Here is a 24,187-nt window from a genome sequence, read left to right on the forward strand (position 1 = left end):
TATTAATCTGGTTACAAAGGAATATTCCCATGCTTTTTGTAAGGCCTGGATTCTTTTTTGTTGCGAAGCATATCAAGCGCCTGGACAATCTTGATCCTCGTATCTCGCGGATCGATGACATCATCCACCATGCCCTGGCTTGCCGCTACATATGGATTGGCAAACTTCTCCCGATACTCCTCGATTTTCTGGGCCCGGGTTTGTTCAGGGTCATCGCTATTCTGGATTTCTTTTGCAAAAATGATATTGGCCGCTCCTTGAGGGCCCATGACAGCAATTTCGGCATTAGGCCAGGCAAAAACGAGGTCTGCCCCGATTGATTTACTGTTGAGCGCCACATAGGCTCCGCCGTATGCCTTTCGAAGGATCACAGTAAGCTTTGGTACAGTAGCTTCCGAATAGGCATAGAGAATTTTTGCGCCATGCCTGATGATGCCTCCATGTTCTTGTTTTACGCCCGGGAAGAAGCCGGATACGTCTTCGAATGTGATGATCGGAATGTTGAACGAATCACAAAAGCGGATGAAACGGGCAGCTTTATCCGAGGAATCGATATCGAGCCCCCCGGCCATGTATTTCGGCTGGTTGCAGACCAATCCAACCACTTCCCCCCTGATCCTTGCAAATCCGATTACGATATTTTTCGCAAAATCCTTTTGGACTTCCATAAACGAACCGCTGTCCGCAACCTCTTTGATAACGGCACGCACATCGTATGGGCGAAGAGGGTCAAACGGGATCGCATCGGTCAAATCCGGCCGGTAATCATCATCCTCTTCCACATGAGAGCGCTGCGGCTTTTCTTCATTATTTTGAGGAAGGTAGCCAATCAGGGTCCTAACCATTTCAAGTACTTCCTCTTCTGTTTCTCCCTTGAAATGTGCGTTTCCGCTGATGGAATTATGTACACCCGCCCCTCCAAGATCCTCTGAGCTGATTTTTTCCCCTGTGACCGTTTCGATAACCTTCGGCCCGGTAATAAACATTTGGCTTGTTTTTTCAACCATGAATACAAAGTCAGTGATGGCTGGCGAATAAACCGCTCCCCCTGCACATGGGCCCATGATTACGGAAATTTGCGGGATGACTCCCGAATAAATGGAATTCCGGTAGAAAATGTGCCCATAGCCGTCAAGGGACACAACCCCTTCCTGGATCCTCGCTCCCCCTGAATCGTTCAGACCGACGAATGGTGCTCCGTTTTTCGCGGCCAAATCCATTACATTCGCGATTTTCTTAGCGTGCATCTCACCAAGGGCACCGCCGAAAACGGTGAAGTCCTGTGAAAATAGATAAATTGGCTTTCCATTCACTTTCCCGTAGCCGGTTACGACACCATCGCCCGGACCTTTAACGCCATCCAGCCCAAAATCCCTGCTACGGTGCTCAATGAAAGGATTCAATTCAACAAATGTCCCCGGGTCAACCAGAAGATCAATCCGTTCCCTCGCAGTCAACTTCCCTTTTTCATGCTGCTTGTCAATACGATCATCCCCTCCGCCCAGTTCAACTTCCCTGCGGCGGTCGTAAAGTTCGTTAATTTTTTCGTAGATGTCAGTCATTTGTGATCCCCCTTTGCTGTATCCCGTTCGCATAATTCTAACAGGACGCCTCCTGTTGCTTTTGGATGCAAAAACGCTACATTTGCGTTATGTGCGCCTACCCGCGGCGTCTCATCAATCATCTTGATTCCGTTGGACCGAATATATGCTATCCTCTCATCAATGCTTTCAACACCCAGGGCAATATGGTGGATGCCCTGTCCCTTCTTTTCAATGAATTTTGCAATCGGACTTTCGGATGATAACGCTTCCAACAACTCCAGCATCGTATTTCCCGCAGAAACAAAAGCTACCTTTACCCCCTGGCTTTCCACCGTTTCAATGCCCTCAAGCTTCAATTGAAAAACTTTCGTATACAGCGGCAATGCGTCTTCTATAGATGAAACGGCAATCCCAATGTGATCGATATTTTTTATCATAAAAAATCCCCCATTATCTTTACTATTATCCAGCTATAACAATATTCAACAAAAAACGAGAAAATCCTTCTCTCCTTCTTTGTAAAATTGTCCCGCTTATTAAGGCTTGTGTGTATCGGGTCCGCCGCGTTAAAATAAGGATAATCAATTCCTACAGGGGAGATTTTGTGATGAGAAATAAAAAAATCAGAAAAATCGTTGTGTATTTAATGTTGATTTCCATGCTGTTAACTTCACTTATGTCCGGGCTGGCATTTCTGATGTAAAAATAAGGGTCCTGGCAGGAAAGTAATGTTCTGTGCCGGGACCCTTTTACATTCATTTTTGCTATTTGATCGCACCTTGTTCTTTGGCGAGCGGATAATAATCTTTCGCTGATCTTGTGAGGGGGATTTTAGTGCCAATCGGCACTTTTATTATACAGCCGTTCAACTTCCGCATTTTTCAGGCGTTTGCACCCTTGTGAAATACACTTCCTACCGTCCAAGTCTGGTCCGTACCGTGAACCCCGAATGCTCTCCCGTCCGTGTTCTTAGCGTCGAAGCCGATCCAGCGGGTTCCTCGGATCACCGCCTGGAATGTTCTTTGTCCGGTAATAAGGATTAACAGCTTTCACTTTTACGGTAAACAATCCTTCCGGAGTCAATTCGCCGCTTCTTCCCGTCCCGGCATAGCAACAGGGGCATCGGGAAATGTAGGCGAAACCATAAAGGCGGGCAGAAAAGAGATAATTAGCTTCATGCCGAACCTCCTTTGCGCTTTTCCTTAATTTAAGCAGAAGAGGTTTTCTTCATGCGGCTTTCTGCACGCTTTGGGAGCCCTTTGAAGGAAAGTTTAAGCTGCAGATAGCGTTCCATTTCCTTTGAGAGCTGGTATAACGACGCCCTCGATTCGAAATCTTCCCTGGTTACCGGCAGTTCCATTCCTTTGAATTCCCGTTCCATTTCTTCAAGTTTCCTCAGATATATGATGGCTGTATTTTGCGGATGGACGTTATCGCTTAAGGTTTCAATAAAATCGGCCAGCATTACCGACGGTTTTACATTGGTCGGGATGTTCGCCACAAGCGGCAAAATACGCTCGATTATTTCAAATTGCTTTTCCCTCATCTTGAAGTAATGGTAATAAGCATCTTCTCCCCGTAAGAAGTGGTTTTCCACATCCCTGAACGCAAGCGACTGGGCTTCAGCGAGAAGCCGGTTTGTTTCTGTTATTTCTTTTCCATCCCAAGTTCCTTCTGTTGTCCTCAGGTAGTTCGCAATTTCCTTTAATATGGATCTGAAGTTGTTTTCAATTTGTTCCTGGTAATCGGCCAGTTTATTTTCCAGGCTCGGCATGTATAGGTTCATCAATAGGGCAACCCCGATTCCGACCGTGATCAAAGCCGTTTCATTTAACACCAGTTCCAAAGAAAGGTCCCCGGCATTGTAAAAGTGAAGGATTATGACACTGCTGGTGACTATTCCTTCGTTTATTTTAAGAGCCACGGCGGTTGGGATAAATATCAAGAGCATCAATCCGATTACAATGGGATGGTAAGCAATCGTTTCAAATAGAATAGCAGAAAAAGCCATCCCCAAAACGCAGGCAAAAAATCTTGACCAGGCAGCCTTTAACGATTTCTTTTTTGTAACCTGTACGCAGAGAATGGTTAAAATTCCGGCTGATGCAAAGTTATCCAGCCCAGCCAGCTGGGCGATAATGATCGCAAGCGTTGTACCCAGTGCTGTTTTCATTGTCCTATATCCGATTCTAAACATCATCCATAACATCCTAATCAGGGGTCAGTTCCCCAGTTCTTTAACGCATTAACGTGACAGGGGACTGATCCCCTAGTTTTCCTATTCTCCATCATAACAGAAAAAAAGACCCGAGAAAATCTCGAGTCTTATACTTCTTCGCAATATTGGTCAAAATAGCTTTGCAGTTTATTGATTACAGACATTGGGTCATGTCCTTCAATTTCATGCCTCTCGACCATCGTAAGGAATTTTCCATCCTTTAAGAGAGCAAATGATGGAGATGACGGCGGATAGCCTTCAAAATAATTACGCGCTTTTTCAGTTGCTTCTTTATCCTGGCCGGCGAAAACCGTTACAAGCTGGTCCGGGCGCTTATCATAGTGTATTGCATGTGAAGCAGCAGGCCTTGCAATGCCGCCTGCACAACCGCAAACAGAATTGACCATTACAAGAGTAGTCCCTTTCTTCCCGAATGCTTCATCCACTTCTTCAGGCGTTTTTAGTTCTGTATATCCAGCAGCCGTGATCTCCTGGCGGGCTTGGCGAACTACATCGTTCATTAAAAAGTTAAAATCCATGCTCATGGGTGATGCCCCCTCCAATAAAAATTTTCTACATTCTCATAATAGCAATGTGCGAATTACAATTCAATTGCGACGCACAGGATTGAAAGGAAAGATTCCAGCGACAAGATTTCGCGCACTTAATCTTCGCTCCTGTTTTCATAGTTAGTTGTTGATCGTATGAGAGAAATATGTTTAAGATACTACCGCACTGGGAAAGATTACATTACAACTAGATCCATACCCCTAACTCCCTAGATTGGATAGCAGTTTTTCCTGCTATCCCTTTTCTTTTTTATTCGTTTAGATCGTCGTTCCGGATTGCTCCATGGAACACTTCAAAGCACTCCTGTACGGCCTTCGACACCGTTTTGTTGCCCGATGCCACCTGATTTTCCAGCAGTGGAAGTAGGTCTTTTATTGCACCATTTTTAAAGAACATATTATGGAGGCTGTCATGGATCAAGGAGTGCATCCATTCCTTTGATTGCGACCTCCTCCTCTCTTCGAAAACACCTGAATCTTTTGTCATAGCCATAAAGTCGCCGATGGCTTCCCATAGTTCACTGATGCCATGGCCGGTTAACGCTGAGCAAGCAAAAGCCTTTGCTGGCCAGCCTTTAGTGGCAGGCTGTAAGAAATGCAGAATGCGGCTGTATTCCGCTTTTGTCTTCAGGGCAAGCGGTCGGTTATCCCCATCTGCTTTATTCACCACAATCGCATCGACCAGCTCCATAATGCCTTTTTTCATTCCTTGCAGCTCATCCCCGGCACCGGTCAGGACAAGAAGCATAAAGAAATCTGACATGCTTCGGACAATCGATTCGCTTTGCCCAACGCCGACCGTTTCTATCAGGATTATATCAAATCCCGCAGCTTCACATAACGCAATCGTTTCCCTTGTTTTGCGGTGAACCCCCCCAAGCGTTCCTCCGGATGGGGACGGCCTGATAAATGCTTTTGGGTTCCTGGCGAGCTCTTCCATTCTTGTTTTATCACCGAGGATGCTCCCGCCGCCTACCGATGAGCTTGGATCAACCGCGAGAACAGCAACATGATGACCAAGGCTGCATAAATACGTCCCGAAAGATTCTATGAAAGTACTTTTCCCGGCACCGGGAACTCCGGAAATCCCAAGCCTGACCGAACTGCCTGAGTGCGGCAGAATCAACTGCAAAAGCTGCTGGGCATCCTCAAAATGTTCGGGGGCATTGCTTTCAATTAGGGTGATTGCCCTTGCAAGCGTTGACCTGTCGCCTTTCAGAAGCCCTTTCTTAATTTCATCCAGGTCAATATTTCTCTTGCCCGGTTTAATAAACCGGCTTCTTCCTTCCCGGGCGGATTCAGGAAGGCCGGTCACGCCTTTTTTCACAACGGAGGCAAAGCCCCCGCTATCTATGCCTTCTGCCCATTCAGGCTTCTTTCCATTATCCATTACCTGGACACTTCCTCATACCCTAGCCGGCGGTATATTTCTTGCAAAACAGCTTTGGCTGATTGCGGTATGACCGTTCCCGGCCCGAAGATTGCTGCTGCCCCGTTTTGCTTAAGGAATTCATAATCCTGTGCCGGAATGACTCCGCCTGCAATGACGATAATGTCATCCCTGCCCAATTTCTTCAGTTCACCCACTAGCTGCGGAAGAAGAGTTTTGTGCCCCCCGGCAAGCGAACTCATCCCGATTGCATGAACATCGTTTTCCACTGCCTGCAGCGCAGTTTCTTCCGGTGTCTGGAAAAGTGGGCCGATATCTACATCAAAGCCCAGGTCGGCAAAAGCGGTCGATACGACTTTGGCGCCTCTATCGTGGCCATCCTGACCCATCTTAGCCATCAACAGTCGGGGCCGGCGTCCCTCATTTTCATAGAACTCTTCCGTCATCTTCTTTACTTCTTCGATTTCATCATCGTTTGAATAGGAAGAGCTGTATACGCCGCTGATAGAACGGATAGTAGCTTTATGGCGCCCCGATGCCTTTTCGATGGCTTCCGATATTTCTCCCAGTGTGGCCCTTGCCCTTGCTGCACGGACAGCCAACTCAAGCAAATTCCCTTCACCGCTCATCGCAGCATTAGCAAGTTCAGCCAGCGCATCCTGAACGTGCTCCTGGTTTCTGGCTTCTTTTAATTGTTGCAGTTTGTGGATTTGGCTCTCACGCACTGCCGAATTATCAATTTCAAGAATCTCAATCGGATCCTGTTTTTCAAGGCGGTATTTGTTTACCCCAACGATTGTTTCCTTGCCGGAATCGATTTGGGCCTGGCGTTTTGCTGCCGCTTCCTCGATCCTCATTTTCGGGAGTCCCGTTTCAATAGCCTTAGCCATCCCTCCGAGCTCCTCTATTTCCTCAATATGGACCCATGCCCGGCCCACGAGTTCATTCGTCAGAGATTCTACATAATAGGATCCTGCCCATGGGTCGATCACCTTCGTGATTCCCGTTTCTTCTTGCAGATAAAGCTGTGTATTCCTTGCAATCCGCGCTGAAAAGTCGGTCGGCAAGGCAATGGCTTCATCAAGCGCATTCGTGTGAAGCGATTGGGTATGCCCAAGTGCGGCTGCATGGGCTTCCAATAATGTACGGACAACGTTGTTAAAAGGATCCTGCTCAGACAAGCTCCATCCGGATGTTTGCGAATGTGTCCGTAAGGCCATCGATTTTGGGTTTACCGGATTGAACTGCTTCATCATTTTTGCCCAAATAAAGCGGGCAGCCCTCATTTTGGCAACTTCCATGAAATAATTCATCCCGATTGCCCAGAAAAATGAGAGTCGAGGGGCGAATGAATCAACCGGAATTCCTGCTTCCAGCCCTGTGCGGACGTATTCTAGCCCGTCTGCGAGCGTGTAGGCAAGCTCTATGTCGGCAGGAGCGCCGGCTTCCTGCATATGATAACCTGATATGCTGATGCTGTTGAATTTCGGCATGAATTTGGACGTGTATTCAAAAATATCAGCAATGATCTTCATCGACATTTCCGGCGGATAAATATACGTGTTCCGCACCATGTATTCTTTTAGAATATCATTCTGGATCGTCCCGGAAAGCTTCTCCTGGGTCACTCCTTGTTCCTCCGCTGTCACGATATAAAAAGCCATGATCGGAAGTACCGCACCGTTCATCGTCATCGACACAGACATTTGGTCAAGCGGGATTCCTTCAAATAGCCGTTTCATATCAAGAACCGAATCGATTGCAACACCCGCTTTTCCGACATCTCCGACAACCCGGGGATGGTCTGAATCATAACCCCTGTGCGTCGCTAAATCAAAGGCAACGGATAATCCTTTTTGGCCCATTGCAAGATTCCTGCGGTAGAAGGCATTTGACTCCTCGGCTGTCGAAAAGCCCGCATATTGGCGCACCGTCCAAGGCCTGTTTACATACATCGTCGGATACGGCCCTCTTGTGTAGGGAGCAATGCCGGGGACCCCTTTCATATGCTCAAAATCCTTCAAATCTTGTTTCCCATAAAGCGATTTAATTTGAATTTGCTCATTTGTTTCATATAGGAGGTCTTCAATGGATCCATTAATGGCGGCTTCCGCCTTGTTTTTCCATTCCTGGGTTGAGCCACCGGACTGCCCTTTCATTATATGGACTCTAGTAAAATCAGGTTTTTTCACGTCAGTTCACCTCCAGCTCAGTAAGCAATTGGGAAAGAATTTCAACCGCATTCGTTTTAACATGGATAAAGCCTTTCACGCCTGCTTGTTTTAAAGCATCCTCTAATTCCGCGCCTTGTTTTCCTGCAAGGTATATATTCACCCCGGGAAGGCATTCGATTGCAGCAATCGCAATTGACTTTGCCTGTTCCGCATAGTCACTGTCACTTCCGCAAATGCAATAGGTTTTAAGATTTGTTTCCGCGACAAAGGCCCGCACATCCTCTAGCGTGCTGCAGCCTTGGGTGTCAACTGTTCCAATACCTCCCGCTGCGGCTAATCCCTTTATGAAATCGGCTCTCTGTTTATATGCCTTTAATTCGCCGATATTGACCAAGCCTAGCTTCGGTGCTGCCCCGCTGCCGGCTGCGTGGGCTTCAGCACGGAGCCGAATGTGTTCAAAATCTTCAGCGACCCTGCGAGTTGGGATAGGAACAATTTCAACGAAATCTGTCTTGCTTTCATGCTGATTTTCCATCCCTTTTACAAACTGTTGCCCATTTTCCGCTGGATTAGGATAAACATTCGTTCCAATTATGCTTTGTTTCCTGTAAGCTGCGTTTTTTTGCATTTGGATAAAAACGGACGCGACTTCCGACTGGATGGCCCCTTTCTTCAGTGCGTCAAGAATGCCACCCTGCCTGGCGATTTTCAGGAATTTATCCCAAACAGCCTCAGTTATATCATCCGTCAGCTTCTCGACATAGAAAGATCCGCCGGCAGGGTCCGTAACTGCAGGAACATGTGACTCTTCCCTCAAAATAAGCTGGGTGTTGCGGGCAAGCCGTTCAGAAAATTCATTGCGCTTTCCGTTCAGCCTGTCAAAAGGGTGGATTTGTAAATATTGGATTCCGCCTACTGCTGCCGCAAATGCCTGGTTTGCTGTACGAAGAATATTCACGTGCTTATCATAAAGCGTTTCAGTTATCCCTGAAGTCACGGCATGAATGTGCATCTTGAAATAATCGGAAGAAACACCATAAGCTTCTGAGATAAGGGCCCATAAGCGTCTCGCCGCACGGAGTTTGGCAATATTCATAAAGTAATTGGAGTCAATGGCAAATGAGAATACTATTTTCTCGGTTAGTTCCTCCAGGCTGAGCCCATTTTTTTGGCCTTCGTCCAGATAAAAAACCGCCTCGGCCAATCCATAGGCAAGCTCTTGTACCGCATTGGCACCCCCGTTATGATAATTGGAGGCCTTTACGAGAATCGTTTTAACCCCCGGGCAATCCTCTTTCGCCCTTCGAATTCCAGAAAACCAACTTTTAAAATATTTATCTATGTCTGTTGGCACATTCCCGGATGCTGCCCACTCCGCGACCGGGTCTTCAGCCAGGACTCCTTTTACTAATTGACCTTCAAATTTAAGCTTTTTTAACGATTCGATAACTAAAGGCAAAGAGGATACCCCATCACCTGCAAGATCGATAAAAACGGGAACTTCATGAAGAGGCAGGTCTTGCAGTAGTTTTTCAGGAGAATCGCCCAGCATGGCTGCTGGAAAGCAAATCGCATTTTGCCCACGGGCCAATGCCGTTTGCATATTTTGATTTGCATCTTCCGCAGAAGTGCCGTAAACCGGCTGACAGATTAACCACGGTTTTTCACGGTAGCCTGTAACATCAATGCCCCGGGTATATGGGGAGAATCCCGGAAATTCCTGCCCGCCATTCCCTTCAGGTAGGGATTCGGCTGTATAAAGCGGCTCCAGTTCGATTCCTTCATATGTATTCGTTCTTAACTTATCAATGGTCTTGCCCTTTAAACTGCTTTCAGCGGCTTTCTTCCAATCTTCAAGGGAATATTCAGGAAATGATAAAAGCTTTATTTCATCCAGCTTCATTTGTAATCGCTTTCTTTTTATGCGGATTGAACGCTCGCTCAGCATGAAATCGAAAGCTGCCCTCCCTTCATCTTATTAAGATAAGTATAACATTCTATCATACTTATATTCTAGAAAATAAGGAATAATCCTGCAATCAATACTTTTTTCGATAAAGATCTACCGTTGCTCAGGAATCCCGCTTACTGGGGAACCTTTTAAAACAAGACAGAGAAGCAGCCCGGCCTGTAGGATGTTGGTTACATTAGCTAATACATAGAAGTATGGTGAACTAAATCCATCATCTGTTTTTATGCCAAAAAAAAGCGCCGGTGGTTAACCGGCACTTTGTCAATAAATAGGTGTGTTTGCACTGGACATGTTTTCAATGATTTCTTTGACCCGTGCAAGGAAACGTCCGCATACAAGGCCGTCAAGCACACGATGGTCGAGCGACATGCACAAATTCACCATGTTGCGAATGGCGATCATATCACCTATGATTACCGGGCGTTTCACGATCGATTCAACCTGAAGGATTGCTGCCTGTGGATAATTGATGATACCCATAGATTGTACGGAACCGAAGGAACCTGTATTGTTGACCGTAAATGTGCCGCCTTGCATTTCATCCGGCTTTAGCTTTCCGCTTCGCACTTTGTTAGCTAGCTCATGAATTTCCCTTGCAACGCCTTTAATGGATTTCTCATCGGCATTCTTGATGACAGGTACAAAAAGCGCATCTTCAGTTGCTACGGCTATCGATATATTGATATCCTTTTTCTGGATGATTTTGTCACCGGCCCACATCGAATTGATCTGGGGGAAATCTTTCAGGGCTTGGGCGACTGCCTTTACAAAAAACGCAAAGTAAGTCAGGTTATAGCCCTCTTTTTGCTTGAACTCAGTTTTAAGGGAATCTCGGTACGCTACAAGGTTGGTTGCATCCACTTCAACCATGGTCCACGCATGCGGGATTTCCTGCTTGCTGCGGAGCATATTGGCTGCAATCGCCCTTCTGATTCCTGTAACCGGGATTTCCACGTCTCCTGCCACGGTGGGAACAACAGCAGGCTGGGCTTCAGCCGAGGCAGCAGACGGTGCTTCGTAGGAAACAGGGATTTCCTGCTTCGCTTCAATCTTTTGCTCTGCATTACCCGCTCCGGCCCGCGGAATATTGCCGGATTCAATCAGCTTCAATAAATCCTTTCTCGTAATCCGGCCTTCCCTGCCGGTTCCTTCAACCTGATTTAAATCGATGCCGTGCTCCTGGGAGATTTTTAGGACAGCGGGGGAATACCTTGCTTTACTTCGATCTGTACCGGCAGTTGAATGGCTTAAAATTGCTATGTTTTTTTCAGGAGGGAGGCTTACCTTTCCTCCAGCTTCTCCCGAATTTGTCCTTTCCACCTCGATAGAGCAGATTACTTCACCGACCCCCAGGGTTTGATCTTCCTCAGCCATCAGTTCTATTATGACACCCGAAAATGACGATGGAACCTCTGCATTTACCTTATCGGTCATGACCTCAGCGATTGGGTCATATTTGTTGACATGGTCGCCGGGCTTTACCAGCCATTTGCTGATGGTACCTTCAGTGACGCTTTCTCCCAGCTGCGGCATTTTCATTTGTTCAATTGCCAATCTATTATACCTCCCATTTCATTATTTCGAAGCTGTTAACTTAATGAGTTTTTCCCTTTAACAACATGTGAGTCGACTCGGCCCCATAGTGCACATTAGTACTCTGCCAATTCCCTCATTGCTTTTTCGACCTTGTCTGGATTTATCATAAAGAACTTTTCCATAGTTGGCGCATAAGGCATCGCAGGAATATCCGGTCCGGCCAGCCTCATGATCGGGGCATCCAGGTCAAAGAGGCAGTTTTCGGAGATAATTGCTGAAACCTCGCTGATGATGCTTCCTTCTTTGTTATCCTCCGTTATAAGAAGGACTTTGCCTGTTTTCGATGCAGCTTCGATGATTGCTTCTTTATCTAATGGGTACACGGTACGCAAATCCAGGATGTGTGCTGATATTCCGTCACTGGCCAATTTTTCTGCTGCCTGAAGTGCAAAATGAACACACAGGCCGTATGTAATCACTGTGATATCATCCCCTTCACGCTTTATGTCCGCCTTTCCGATCGGAAGTACGTAGTCGTCGGCAGGCACTTCTCCTTTAATCAATCGGTAGGCCCGTTTATGTTCAAAGAACAAAACAGGATCGTCATCGCGAATCGCTGCTTTCAACAGGCCTTTTACGTCATAAGGAGTGGAAGGTATGACAATCTTGAGTCCCGGCTGGTTCGCAAAAATGGACTCAACCGATTGCGAATGGTAAAGCGCTCCGTGGACACCGCCTCCATACGGGGCACGGACTACAATAGGACAGTGCCAGTCATTGTTTGAACGGTAGCGAATCCGGGCGGCTTCGGAAATGATCTGGTTGACAGCCGGCATAATAAAATCAGCGAATTGCATTTCCGCTATCGGGCGCATGCCATACATCGCAGCCCCAATGCCTACACCTGCGATGGCGGATTCAGCCAGGGGCGTATCAATGACCCGATCTTCTCCGAATGTCTCATAAAGGCCGTTTGTAGCCTTGAATACTCCACCTTTTCTTCCTACGTCTTCTCCAAGGACGAACACGCGCGGATCTCGTTCCATTTCTTCCCGAATGGCCATTGTAACAGCATCTATATAGGAAATTACCGGCATTTTTACTCCCCCTTACTCCTGTCCATATACGTATTTTAGAGCCTCTTGCGGGTCAGCGTATGGTGCGTTTTCCGCATAGTCCGTTGCTTCATTTACAATCTTCATGACCCTGGCATTAATTTCTGACTCCAATCCATCATCCATGACGCCTGTTTCTTTTAGATAGGCCCCAAAGGTGATGATCGGATCTTTTGTCTTTGCCTCTGCCACTTCGTCAGGAGCCCGGTAAGTACGATCATCATCATCACTTGAATGGGCCGTAAGCCGGTACGATACCGTTTCTATTAATGTCGGCCCCTCCCCGCGGCGTGCTCGGTCTGCAGCTTCTTTTACGGTTTTGTAAACTTCCAGAGGATCATTTCCATCGACGGTGAATCCCGGCATTCCATAACCGATGGCACGGTCTGACACGTACTCACAAGCCAATTGCTTTGAAATCGGTACAGAAATAGCATATTTATTATTCTCACACATGAAAATTACCGGAAGCTTATGGACGCCGGCAAAGTTTGCTCCTTCGTGGAAGTCACCCTGATTGGAAGAACCCTCTCCGAACGTTACAAAAGAAACAAGATCCTTACCTTCCATTTTTCCGGCAAGTGCGATTCCGACTGCATGGGGAACCTGTGTCGTGACCGGGGAAGAACCGGTTACGATCCTATTTTTCTTTTGTCCGAAATGACCCGGCATTTGGCGCCCGCCGGAATTTGGGTCTTCTGCTTTTGCGAATCCGGAAAGCATAAGGTCTTTTGCTGTCATCCCAAAAGTAAGGACAACACCGACATCACGGTAATAAGGCAGTACGTAATCCTTGCTTGGGTCCAGCGCAAAAGCAGCCCCTACCTGTGCGGCTTCCTGGCCCTGGCAGGAAATGACGAACGGTATCTTCCCGGATCGGTTTAAAAGCCACATCCGTTCATCAATTCTCCGCGAAAGAAGCATTGTTTCATATATTTTCAAAACTTTTTCGTCGCTAAGGCCTAACTCTTTATGACGATTTTCAACCATCACATTACCCTCCCTAGTGGCTAGTTTTTTTCAAAAAACACAATCTTACGCATGTATCGCAAGTCCATCCACTGCAAGTGCCGCCTCGCCGATTGCTTCCGACAATGTCGGATGCGGATGAATGGTGCGGGCAACCTCCCACGGGGTGGCATCGAGGACTTTTGCAAGCCCTGCTTCGGAAATCATATCCGTCACATGCGGCCCAATCATATGTATACCCAGGATGTCATCATTCGTTTTATCTGCAATAATTTTGACAAAACCGTCCGATTCACCGTATACCAAGGCTTTTCCAATCGCCTTGAACGGGAATTTGCCAATCTTGATTTCATGTCCCTTTTCACGTGCCTCATCCTCTGTAAATCCTACACTTGCAGCTTCCGGGTTTGAGTAGATGCATTTTGATAGTAAGGAATAATCAATCTTGTGCGGATTTTTTCCGGCAATATGCTCCACTGCCACGATCCCTTCATGTGAAGCGACATGGGCTAATTGCAGGCCACCGATACAATCCCCGATTCCGTATATATGCGATTCCTTCGTTTGATATACCTCATTAACCGCTATGAATCCTTTTTCGATAACGATTTCGGTATTCTCAAGCCCGATTCCTTCTATGTTCGCCTGCCTGCCTACGGATATCAGCATCTTATCAGCCTTGAATTCTTTCGTTTCGCCGCCGATCTCGGCTGAAATGGTAACAGTGTCACCCTTCCGCAACGTTTCGGGCAGGACCTTGGCACCTGTCACTATTCTTATGCCTTTTTTCTTCATCAACCTTTGCATTTCCTTGGATATGTCTTTATCCTCCGTCGGAATGATCCGGTCGGCATATTCGATCACTGTGACATCGACACCAAAATCCTGCAGCATAGAAGCCCATTCAATGCCAATCACACCGCCGCCCACAATGATGATTGATTCCGGGAGACTCTCCATGAGAAGCGCTTCATCTGAACTCATAACGAGACGTCCGTCAATATCTAGCCCAGGAAGCGTTTTTGGCCTTGAACCGGTCGCGACGATCACATTTTTCGGAATAAGCATCTCATTTTCAGAACCATCGTTCATCTCCACAGAGACCGTTCCAGGCATCGGTGAAAAAATCGATGGTCCGAGTATCCGGCCGGTGCCTTCGAAAATGTCTATTTTCCCCTGTTTCATTAAATGCAGGACTCCCCTGTGCAGCTGGTCTACGATCCGGCTCTTTCTTTCCTGTACCTTCATGAAATCCAGCTTTACTTCTCCTGTGATTACCCCAAATTCTTCACTTTTTTTTGAAGTACTGAATACTTCCGCACTGCGGAGTAAAGCTTTTGAGGGAATGCACCCCTTATGCAGGCATGTGCCTCCAAGCTTTCCTTTTTCCACGACTGCCGTCTTCAAGCCGGACTGGGCTGCGCGGATTGCGGCAACATAACCGCCCGTCCCGCCGCCCAATATGACAAGATCGTATTCTTTTGCCATCTCATTGCCTCCTTACGTTCCATTTCCTGCGGCATTTAACTTTTTATATACATAGATATTATGCTTTGAGCTTTCTACCAGGAGAACCAATCCCTGTTTATATCCGTGGCCAAAGGCCTCATTTTTACTTATTGCCCGATAATAAGCCTGATTTTGAACCCCAATTGGGATACTCTTTCGCTTCCTCTTCCCCTCGAAGAACCCTTAGTGCCCCTTCTGCTAGAGCCTGTAGCCCGTTTTCACCCGGCTGGACGAATACATCAGCAATCCAATTCACTCTTGAAGAGATTTTTTCGACAAATCCTTTTCCATAAGCGAGCCCCCCGGTCAATACAATCGCATCAACCTTTCCAGAAAGAACCGCAGCGCCGGCCCCGATTTCTTTAGCAACCTGGTAGGCCATTGCATCATAAACAAGTCTTGCCGTTTCATCACCATTTTCAATCATTTTTTCAACCTTGACCGCGTCGCTGGTACCTAAATAACCGGCAAGCCCGCCCTGGCCGACCAGCTTTTTCATAATTTCTTCCCGATAAAACTCCCCGGAAAAGCATAATTTCACCAAATCTCCGGCCGGAACCGTGCCTGCTCTTTCAGGACTGAATGGCCCACCTCCGTCCAAGCCATTGTTTACGTCTATTACTTTGCCATTTTTATGGATTCCAACCGTAATGCTGCCGCCCATATAGGCGACAATCACATTCATGTCTTCATACTCTCTCTTTAACTCTTTGGCAACCCTTCTGGCAACCGATTTTTGGTTCAATGCATGGAATTTGCTTTTCCTCTCAATCAAGGAAAAACCAGACACTCTTGCAAGGGGCTCAAGCTCGTCGACGACAACAGGATCTACGATATAGGCCGGGATGTTAAGGCCAGTCGCAATTTGATATGCCAATATGCCGCCCAGATTTGACGCATGCTGGCCATTAAACCCGTCTTCCAAGTCTTTAAGCATTTGGTCATTGACAGTGTATGTACCGCCTTCTATGGCTCTTAAAAGCCCTCCCTGGCCGACTGCCGCGTCAAATTTTGAAGGATTAATGCCCTCCAGATCCAGTGTTTCAAGGATTGTATCCTTCCTGAATTCGTATTGTTCAATGATTTGCTCATATTTTCCAAGTGTTGCGGCTTCATGCCTGATCGTCCGTTCCATAATGGGTATTTCCCCATCAAAGACAGCGATTTTTGTGGAGATTGAGCCTGGATTAATGACAAGTATGCGATGCTTTATGTCTGGCAATCCTTTCCCCCTCCATTCATTTTTTCGCAGCAGCGGGTAGGATTACCCGCTCACCGCGGTGCAGAAGCGTATTTCATTCCATTATTTACGCCGGTTCAAAATATGCTTTTCATTTCGCAAAAATTGGCTGCGGGAATTTCTCATTCTTTCAATTCGTTCCTCAGCCATCCGGTCGGCCGCCATATAGGTGGGAATTCCATCACGCTTGGCGATTTCGATCACCTTTTCGATATTGTTATAGACCGTTTCCACCTTTTTCATTGCACGCTCCCGATTATAACCAATTAACTCATCGGCGACATTGATGACGCCTCCTGCATTGATTACATAATCAGGTGCGTACACAATACCCATTTCATGAATTCGGTCACCATGGACGGTATCCTTCAATTGATTATTCGCCGCACCCGCAATTACCTGCGCCTTTAGCTGCGGTATTGTCTGGTCATTGATCACAGCCCCAAGAGCGCAGGGGGCGTAAATGTCACAAGCCACCCCATAGATTTCATTTGGCCCGACGGCATTTGCACCGAATTCCTCGACCGCACGTTGTACAGATTCTTTGTTGATATCAGTAACAATCAGCTCGGCACCTTCTTCATGCAGATGGCGGCAAAGGTTGAAGGCCACATTTCCGACACCTTGAACGGCAATCACCTTTCCTTCCAGGGAGTCCGTTCCAAAAGCTTCTTTCGCAGCAGCTTTCATGCCTCTATATACGCCGTATGCAGTTACTGGAGAAGGATTGCCTGAAGAACCGAATGCCGGCGAAATACCTGTTACATAATCTGTTTCCTCGTGGATGATATCCATATCGGCTACAGTGGTGCCGACATCTTCTGCAGTAATGTAGCGGCCGTTCAACCCTTGTATATAACGCCCGAAAGCCCGGAACATTTCTTCATTCTTATCCTTGCGGGGATCCCCGATGATGACGGTTTTTCCACCGCCGAGATTCAACCCCGCCGCAGCATTTTTATATGTCATACCGCGGGCCAGGCGGAGTGCATCCTCAATCGCGGCTTCTTCCGATTCGTATGTCCACATGCGTGTGCCCCCCAAGGCCGGGCCGAGAGTTGTATCATGAATCGCAATGATTGCTTTTAAACCCGACTGTTTATCCTGGCAAAAGACTAATTGCTCATAATCATATTTCTCAAGATTTTTAAATATTTCCATGAAAAATTCCTCCCCTGATGTAGGTTATTTATTGGATGCAGAGTAAACCGCCAGTGCGAGTGAAAATAGTTTACTCTCGGCAGAATCAGCCCTGGATGTTAATACAATCGGCGCCAGGACCCCCGCAATTACTCCCGCGACTTTCGCCCTCGCGACATGAGTGACTTATACAAAACATTGTACACTTCTATGGAAGGGCCAAGAAGTATATCCACGTTGCCGGCAACTTCACTTTGATCCCTTTCATGGAAGCCGCATGTAAAAAAACAGCATTATCAAGGCCGAGCGGGCCATCAACGATACAACCGGAGATTTGGCCTCTTGCATTCATTACTGCTAAAGAAGCTGCATCAAGCGGGTGCCAGCATCGCCGGATTCACTGTTTCCACAGCAGCTATAGGAGCAACCCTTGGTTTTCCGATTACAATCGACCGGGCAACCTGAACGGCATTCTGTAGGATTTGTGCTTTTTGGGCGAGGTCCGGAGTGATGTTCATTACAAAAATGGACCGGTCATAGTCTGGCACCTCGAAAGCGGCTACATGCGAAAGGATCTTTCCACTCCTTAAGCCATATTCTTTATGCAACACAGCTTTCATTAGCCGTGCAGTTTCAACCCGGCCTTTCATTAACACATCTGCCTGGCCGGTTTTCACCGTTTAACAGCCTTTTCTGCTGAACTGGATACATCTGCAGCGTGTTCAATAAGAATTTTCCTGTCGTCAGCCAGCCCTTGTTGATAGTTTTCAAGAAGGCCGATATTCAGGCTTTATTGCCAAACAATACAAAAGACGCCAAGTCAACGCTGTATCGCTTCCGCTACAGCCTTTATGACTTCTTCATCTTCGGCAGCCGCTACGGCAATAATCCTTTCTTCCGAATTGGTTGCTTGTTCAATGAGCGAGTCCAATTTCATACATGTGTCCAACCCTATCATCCACTTTAAATGTTCGCCCCCAAACATATATTGCAAGTAGCGTGCCAAATTTATATATATGAAAAACCATTATTTCTTGACTTATTAAAGACGTGTTCACGCAATAATCTGCACACTGTGCAAATTATTGCGTGCTATAATTTTCAATATTGAATTTTTCCATTTTGTAATATAAATTTCTTACTGAAATGCCTAGTGATTTTGCGGTTGCTGTTTTGTTTCCATTATGGTTGATTAAAGCTTGTTTTATCACTTCCCGTTCATACCTGTCCATCGTAATTGACAATGTTTCTTGAGGAAGATTTTCTTTACCAGGTATGGAATTGTCAGTGCCCCTCTCAACACCTTCGCTCAGCTCCGGAATATGGCCCGCTTCCATGACCGTTTCATTTATTTTCATAAATATGATAACCCTTCCCAAAATGTTTTCCAGCTCCCTAACATTTCCAGGCCAATGATATTGCTTCAGTTTTTCGATTGCAGAAACGGATATTCCCTCGATGTTCCGGCCATATTCCTGGTTGATTTTTTGGATTAAATGCTTTGCAAGTGCCTCGATATCACCTTTTCGATTCCTAAGCGGAGAGATATGAATGGGTATCCGGTTCAACCTGAAATATAAATCTTCCCTGAAACTGCCAAGCGTGATCGCTTTTTCAAGATTAAGGTTTGTAGCGGCAATCACCCTTACATAAATTGGGACCGGCTTCGTCCCACCGACCCTTACAATTTCATTTTCCTGTAGAACCCTTAGCAGTTTGGCCTGGATGTTAGGCGATAATTCCCCGATTTCGTCAAGAAAAATGCTGCCATTGTTCGCCTCTTCGAAAAGGCCTCTTTTACCACCGCGCTTCGCCCCTGTAAATGCTCCTTCCTCATAGCCAAACAGCTCGCTTTCCAGCAAAGATTCGGAAATGGCCGCACAGTTCACCCGCACAAATTTATTGAATTTCCTTTCACTTGCATTATGTATTGCATGCGCAAACAGCTCCTTCCCGGTTCCTGATTCTCCCCTGAGCAAAACGGTGGCTGGCGTTTTCGCGCTCAGCTTTCCCTGTTCGACCGCAAGTTGCATCTCTTCGGATTCACCGATTATATCAGCAAATGAATACTTCGCCTCAAGCGTGCGGATTATTTGCCGCGCACGATCGAGCTCCTTAGTCAGGTGCCGGATTTCAGATACATCATGAATGACCCCTACGCTTCCTTTCAGCCGGTTATCAACGATGATTGGGGCTACGTTCACGATTACATCCTTTTTAAGCGGACCGACCCTCAGGTTTACACCCCTTACCGGCCTTCTCGTCTGGAGCACCTGCATATGCATGCTTTCCCCTTCATAAATATCAGTTGTGGCAGGTTTTCCGATTACTTCGTCTTTACTCAGCCCGGTGATTCTTGTGTAAGCCGGATTGATGAGGATTCCATGCCCTTGTTCATCCACTACAGAGATGGCGTCATCACTGGATTGAATAATTGCTTGGAGCATCGTCTGGATTTCTTTCATGTTTGTTATTTCTTCAGCGAGGCCGACGACTTCAGTAATATCCTTGAAAACCGCAAAAGCACCAATCACTTTTTCATTCTCATCCGTAAGCGGAATGCGGGTGGTGATGATTTTTCTTCCATTATTCAACTCCTGTTCCTGGTTGACCTCGATCCTTTTTGTTTGGAGGACCTGTGGGAGCCGGCTGCCCGGTATTACTTTAGTGACAGGCTTCCCAATGACATTCTCACGCTTCACTTCCACCATCCGTTCCGCGCTCCGGTTAAAAAGGATGATCTTCCCTGTTTGATCAACAACGATCATGCCGTCACTCGTCGTATTGAAGATCAAGTCATGTTTATTTTTTTCTTTTTTCAATTTATCTATCAATTCCCTCTTCTCTTCAAAGAGCTTTGCGATGATATAAGCAACACTGCCCGGTATGAGTAAAAACCTTCCGCGTCCACTTTGGCGGATTTCTTCAAAAACCCGTTCATCTCCCGTGACTTCAATAACAATATCAAGAGAATCATCCAGCTGGTCCCTCCAGTCGGTGCCCGTGCGCATACCCAGCTTTCTTGCAAGCTGCATTCCCGGGGCTTCCATATTACTGTCCACCACACATTGAATAAAAAGACTTTCACTTTCCATCAAAATATTCAAAATGGCAGTCCCACCGGTTCCTGCCCCTACTATCATTACCTTTTGCAATGCAATACCCCCTTTACCCTCGCGCGCAAAAATTTTCATATACTCTTACATCAGTATGCAAATTTCTTCATGCTTATAATCATCTTAATAAAGAAGTTCGTGCTTGACAATTTATTAAAATCATCTATGATTTTCGTGTGGATCTTTTTTAGAGGGGAAAAACACCTGTATGAAACGGTTATTAGCTTTTCTGATACTTTTTATACCTGGAGCCCTTGCTGCATATGGGATTAAAATCATGAGGGATATGCTTTTTGGCATTTCGCAGTTTCCTTATCCCGCCCTCTGGGTGCAGTTCTTAGCCGGGCTTGTCCTTTGTGTAGGCGGTATCGGTTTTATCGCCGGGTTTGTCCTTCACCGGGACCGAAAGAAAAATAAAGTCCAGAATAGATTTAAATAGTAAAAGGCCCGTGAGTCATACACGGACCTTTTTACTTTATATTCAACTTTTAGCATCCCTATCAGTATTCGAAATGGATAAGATTATTTTCGGCAAAAAAGGTTCCTTTTGTGGTTTTGTCCAATCTTTTTTCCATGTTTTTTATTTGGAGAGTGGTTTCGGGAAAAGCCATTAGGCCGATGATGACTTCACCCTCCCCTCTTGTGTCAAGCAAGTCCATTATTGATATCCGTCGATGATCCATGCTTGCAATCTCAGCAATAGCGAGGTATAAATTATCTCCGGCCTTAGAAAATTCGGTTTTCTGGATTTCAGTTAAATCATGCGGGTATGACTCGAAAACATCCAGCTTCCTTTGTAACCCTTCAGCCTCTTGAACTTTTGACTTATATTCAAGCAGAAGCCTGTTCAATTCCTCTTTTAATTGATCTCGGTCGAAACCTCCCACGGACACAGACGTTTTTCTTTCCACCCTGTTGCCGATTACAGCCGCCTTTACTTTGCCTATGGCCTCGATGGTCCCGCCGATCAGTTTTCCTTTTTGCTCATCAGTAATAATATGTTTTCCCTTCAGGCGGCTTCCAAGTGAATAGTAACCAATGTGGATGCTTTCGCCCGCTTCCAGGATGCTCTCATTGGCATGCTTGATAAAAATGTTTTTCCCGGCTTTGATCACGGATTTGTTTTTTCCAAATATGCCGCCTTTTATGAAAACATCCCCATGTTGTGACTCAATTTTTTCAATGTTGCTGACCCCAAGTTCACTTAAAATGGATAAATCATTACTCGCCCATACGGAAAACCCGTCCATAACTGTCCCTGTTACAGTTATGGAACCGTTAAATTGGACATTTCCTGTTTCGACTCCTACATCGCCATCAATCAACAGATGATTCCCGACAGCAATTTTGCCCCCCTGGAATTCCACAACGCCGTCGATAAGGGCCCTTAAAACGACCTTTCCATCTTCCTCGTATTCACCCACAGTTTTGCGGTCATATATTAGTTTTTTATTTTTTCCTGCAGGGGCCATAACATATTGTCCTGTGATTGTCTTGCCGGGTATCCCGGCAGTAAGTGGGATTTTTTCCCCCAGCCAGTCTCCTTTTTTCACTTCATCGAGAAAATTCATGTCATAATAGTCAGCCTTTCCATCTTCCCTGATGGCAGGTTTCCGCTCCGACCGCTTATAGTACGCAACCACTGCATCCCTGCCTTGTATCGGAGTTGTGCCCTGGGCAATGATGATTTCCTCTGCGGCACAAAGGCCATGTTGAATGGCATCGATCCGGATTCCCTCTGTAATCCCGAATGTGTTCAATTGATCCAGAATAATCGTTACATAGTGGTTATATTGCTGTCTAACATCCTCTTCTTTGGCATTGATTTTGATTGCAGCTTTCATTTTATCATCGGAAACCGACCATTCAATTTCAGGTTTTAGGTCACCAATCTCAACCCTGGAACTATTGGCAAGATGTGTAGCATCTTTTAATTCTTTAAATTTTGTAAGGTTGATCCTGGGGTTGCTGGACAATAGCCTGTTCATGGAAAGCAGCGGAAACCCCTTTTTATTCACCGTTATGTATACCGAATTGTATTCCTCTTCCAATAGGAAAAATTCATTTTCCTCAATAATCATGAATTTTCCTCTCCCTTAAAGAAAAATCTGGCAGATATATCCTATATATTATAAAACAAGAAACAAAATATAAAAATAACAAATATAGCGTTTACATTGCTGCCCATATAGAAAAGCGCAAGCATCCTGTTATAAGGAACGCGGACTATATATGCGCGTCCTGGGGCAAACGTTGACGTGAGCACCGCACAAAAATTTTGATTTTTTGTGTGTTATCCTGTGCAAGTCGATCAGTATAAAGGGGCTCTTCACAGCAGAGTCTAGCAGCACCGTGGACTAAAATCCGTCACGACCTGTGACGGAAACTGACGTCACCATATCCCTGCGGCAGCCCGGAGAGGGGTTATTTATGGCCTCGACGCCGACTAACCCCCACGTCCTACGGCAACCTCGGCACTAGTACATACATGTATGTCGGAGCTAGACATCGAGCATGTTAAATGTGAAGACGGATTCTCCCCCGGCCTCATGGTAGCAAGACAAAGGGATTTGGCACACTTAGTCAGGCTCTGACTTGTGGCAGTTAAGAAAGTGCTTTCTGCAAAAAAAAAAGACCCCATGATGTCCTGAGGCCTTCTGAATTCCTTTTATCCACTGCTTCTAACCGTTTCAAGAAGCCTTGTGTTCCAGTCTTAATTTATCTGCGACCATTGCGATAAATTCGGAATTTGTGGGCTTTGCCTTGGACATGCTTACGGTATAGCCGAATAAGGATGAGATCGATTCAATATTGCCGCGGCTCCATGCGACTTCAATGGCGTGCCGGATTGCCCGTTCAACGCGGCTGGCGGTTGTATTGTATTTTTTTGCGATATCGGGGTAAAGGACTTTCGTAATCGAACCGAGCAGTTCAATATCGTTGTAAACCATGGAGATGGCCTCGCGTAAGTACAGATATCCTTTAATATGTGCAGGGACACCGATTTCATGGATGATGCTTGTAATGCTGGCACTTAAATTCTTTGGCTTTGAATCCTGCTGGCTTGTTCGGTAACTGTATGGAGGCTGCTTTTTCAAAACATTATTGGTTTTGCGGCTGACCTGGCGAATATGGCCGGCAAGGTTTTCCATATCAAACGGTTTTAGGATAAAATAGGAAGCGCCTAAATCTACCGCTTTCTTGGTTACATCTTCCTGGCCGAAGGCAGTTAACATTATCACATTCGGAACCTTCGCGAGCTTAGATTCCCTTATTTTTTCCAGCACCGCAAGGCCGTCCAGGTGCGGCATGATAATATCCAGAATCAAGACGTCAGGATCTGCCGTTTCCAACAAATTCAAACAATCCTGCCCATTGTGGGCTACGCCGATGACCTCCATATCATCCTGCCTTGAAATATACTCTTCCAGCAAGGAAACGAGCTCTCTATTATCATCCACCACGCAAACTTTTATTTTATTCACCCTTGATTTCCTCCTCAATTACAATAGTCCTTTTTTCTAATTTTCTAAATTCTATTGTAATTGAACTTTTCGACAATGGGAATGAAAATCCCTTTAATTTTAAAAAAATAATACAAAATCGTCTTTATTCTCTGATTAACTCTTGTTTTCGACTATTTTCGATAATACGACATAATCCGTTTGTCGAATATTCTGCTTTATATAGTTTAT

19 protein-coding genes and 1 pseudogene are annotated in these 24,187 nt (G+C 46.0%); 2 read left to right on the plus strand and 18 right to left on the minus strand.

The window, feature by feature from the left end; translation table 11 throughout:
• Positions 1 to 11: 11 nt before the first annotated feature.
• A complete protein-coding gene (locus D0466_RS07075) occupies positions 12 to 1,562 on the minus strand; it encodes an acyl-CoA carboxylase subunit beta (protein WP_117321804.1) in 1,551 nt (516 codons plus the stop codon).
• Positions 1,559 to 1,981 (minus strand): methylmalonyl-CoA epimerase, encoded by a 423-nt coding sequence (gene mce / locus D0466_RS07080; protein WP_117321805.1) that lies wholly within the window; start codon positions 1,979 to 1,981, stop codon positions 1,559 to 1,561. Before mce ends, D0466_RS07075 begins: the two co-directional genes overlap by 4 nt.
• Positions 1,982 to 2,151: 170 nt before the next feature.
• On the opposite strand from mce, the gene prli42 reads away from it, so the two are divergent.
• Positions 2,152 to 2,247 (plus strand): stressosome-associated protein Prli42, encoded by a 96-nt coding sequence (gene prli42 / locus D0466_RS22155; protein WP_158555859.1) that lies wholly within the window; start codon positions 2,152 to 2,154, stop codon positions 2,245 to 2,247.
• Positions 2,248 to 2,751: 504 nt separating this feature from the next.
• On the opposite strand, the gene D0466_RS07085 is transcribed toward prli42, so the two are convergent.
• The 14 genes and pseudogenes from D0466_RS07085 to D0466_RS07145 all read right to left on the minus strand — a co-directional run bounded on the left by D0466_RS07085 (position 2,752) and on the right by D0466_RS07145 (position 20,531).
• Entirely contained in the window at positions 2,752 to 3,741 is a 990-nt protein-coding gene (locus D0466_RS07085) for an aromatic acid exporter family protein (protein WP_117322250.1), read from the minus strand.
• A gap of 128 nt (positions 3,742 to 3,869) precedes the next feature.
• A complete protein-coding gene (locus tag D0466_RS07090) occupies positions 3,870 to 4,307 on the minus strand; it encodes a BrxA/BrxB family bacilliredoxin (RefSeq protein ID WP_117321806.1) in 438 nt (145 codons plus the stop codon).
• Between the two features lie 274 nt (positions 4,308 to 4,581).
• Positions 4,582 to 5,721: a methylmalonyl Co-A mutase-associated GTPase MeaB gene (gene meaB / locus D0466_RS07095; RefSeq protein ID WP_117321807.1), complete on the minus strand. Its 1,140-nt coding sequence runs from the start codon at positions 5,719 to 5,721 to the stop codon at positions 4,582 to 4,584.
• A complete protein-coding gene (gene scpA, locus D0466_RS07100) occupies positions 5,721 to 7,880 on the minus strand; it encodes a methylmalonyl-CoA mutase (protein ID WP_117322251.1) in 2,160 nt (719 codons plus the stop codon). Before scpA ends, meaB begins: the two co-directional genes overlap by 1 nt.
• Positions 7,881 to 7,914: 34 nt before the next feature.
• Positions 7,915 to 9,843 (minus strand): methylmalonyl-CoA mutase subunit beta, encoded by a 1,929-nt coding sequence (locus tag D0466_RS07105; RefSeq protein WP_117321808.1) that lies wholly within the window; start codon positions 9,841 to 9,843, stop codon positions 7,915 to 7,917.
• 285 nt (positions 9,844 to 10,128) lie between these two features.
• A complete protein-coding gene (locus tag D0466_RS07110) occupies positions 10,129 to 11,421 on the minus strand; it encodes a dihydrolipoamide acetyltransferase family protein (protein ID WP_117321809.1) in 1,293 nt (430 codons plus the stop codon).
• Positions 11,422 to 11,516: 95 nt separating this feature from the next.
• A complete protein-coding gene (locus D0466_RS07115; RefSeq protein ID WP_117321810.1) occupies positions 11,517 to 12,500 on the minus strand; it encodes an alpha-ketoacid dehydrogenase subunit beta in 984 nt (327 codons plus the stop codon).
• Positions 12,501 to 12,512: 12 nt separating this feature from the next.
• Positions 12,513 to 13,508, minus strand: a complete 996-nt coding sequence (locus D0466_RS07120; RefSeq protein WP_117321811.1) for a thiamine pyrophosphate-dependent dehydrogenase E1 component subunit alpha — start codon at positions 13,506 to 13,508, stop codon at positions 12,513 to 12,515.
• Positions 13,509 to 13,553: 45 nt separating this feature from the next.
• Complete coding sequence (gene lpdA, locus D0466_RS07125) at positions 13,554 to 14,975, minus strand: dihydrolipoyl dehydrogenase (protein WP_117321812.1); 1,422 nt, start codon at positions 14,973 to 14,975, stop codon at positions 13,554 to 13,556.
• A 124-nt stretch (positions 14,976 to 15,099) separates the two neighbouring features.
• Positions 15,100 to 16,218, minus strand: coding sequence for a butyrate kinase (buk, locus tag D0466_RS07130; protein ID WP_117321813.1), 1,119 nt, complete (start codon positions 16,216 to 16,218; stop codon positions 15,100 to 15,102).
• An 81-nt stretch (positions 16,219 to 16,299) separates the two neighbouring features.
• Positions 16,300 to 17,397 carry a branched-chain amino acid dehydrogenase gene (gene bcd, locus D0466_RS07135; protein ID WP_117321814.1) on the minus strand — a complete coding sequence of 366 codons (1,098 nt, stop codon included), beginning with the start codon at positions 17,395 to 17,397 and terminating at the stop codon, positions 16,300 to 16,302.
• A gap of 24 nt (positions 17,398 to 17,421) precedes the next feature.
• Positions 17,422 to 18,073 (minus strand): annotated as a pseudogene (locus tag D0466_RS07140) (phosphate acyltransferase); the annotation flags it as partial.
• Positions 18,074 to 18,196: 123 nt separating this feature from the next.
• On the minus strand, positions 18,197 to 18,382 hold the full coding sequence (locus tag D0466_RS23605; RefSeq protein ID WP_407675610.1) for a hypothetical protein: 186 nt from the start codon (positions 18,380 to 18,382) through the stop codon (positions 18,197 to 18,199).
• A 76-nt stretch (positions 18,383 to 18,458) separates the two neighbouring features.
• Positions 18,459 to 20,531 carry a sigma-54 interaction domain-containing protein gene (locus tag D0466_RS07145; protein ID WP_117321815.1) on the minus strand — a complete coding sequence of 691 codons (2,073 nt, stop codon included), beginning with the start codon at positions 20,529 to 20,531 and terminating at the stop codon, positions 18,459 to 18,461.
• A 169-nt stretch (positions 20,532 to 20,700) separates the two neighbouring features.
• Between D0466_RS07145 and D0466_RS07150 the strand changes: the two genes are divergently transcribed.
• Positions 20,701 to 20,931 (plus strand): DUF2627 domain-containing protein, encoded by a 231-nt coding sequence (locus D0466_RS07150; protein ID WP_117321816.1) that lies wholly within the window; start codon positions 20,701 to 20,703, stop codon positions 20,929 to 20,931.
• A gap of 61 nt (positions 20,932 to 20,992) precedes the next feature.
• Here D0466_RS07150 and D0466_RS07155 read toward each other — a convergent pair whose 3' ends face one another.
• Positions 20,993 to 22,573 carry a DUF342 domain-containing protein gene (locus D0466_RS07155; RefSeq protein WP_117321817.1) on the minus strand — a complete coding sequence of 527 codons (1,581 nt, stop codon included), beginning with the start codon at positions 22,571 to 22,573 and terminating at the stop codon, positions 20,993 to 20,995.
• 609 nt (positions 22,574 to 23,182) lie between these two features.
• Complete coding sequence (gene spo0A / locus D0466_RS07160) at positions 23,183 to 23,977, minus strand: sporulation transcription factor Spo0A (protein WP_117321818.1); 795 nt, start codon at positions 23,975 to 23,977, stop codon at positions 23,183 to 23,185.
• Between the last annotated feature and the right edge of the window lie 210 nt (positions 23,978 to 24,187).

Origin of the sequence: Peribacillus glennii, from assembly GCF_003429105.1 — a bacterium.
GTDB classification, from domain to species: Bacteria; Bacillota; Bacilli; order Bacillales; family DSM-1321; genus Peribacillus; species Peribacillus glennii.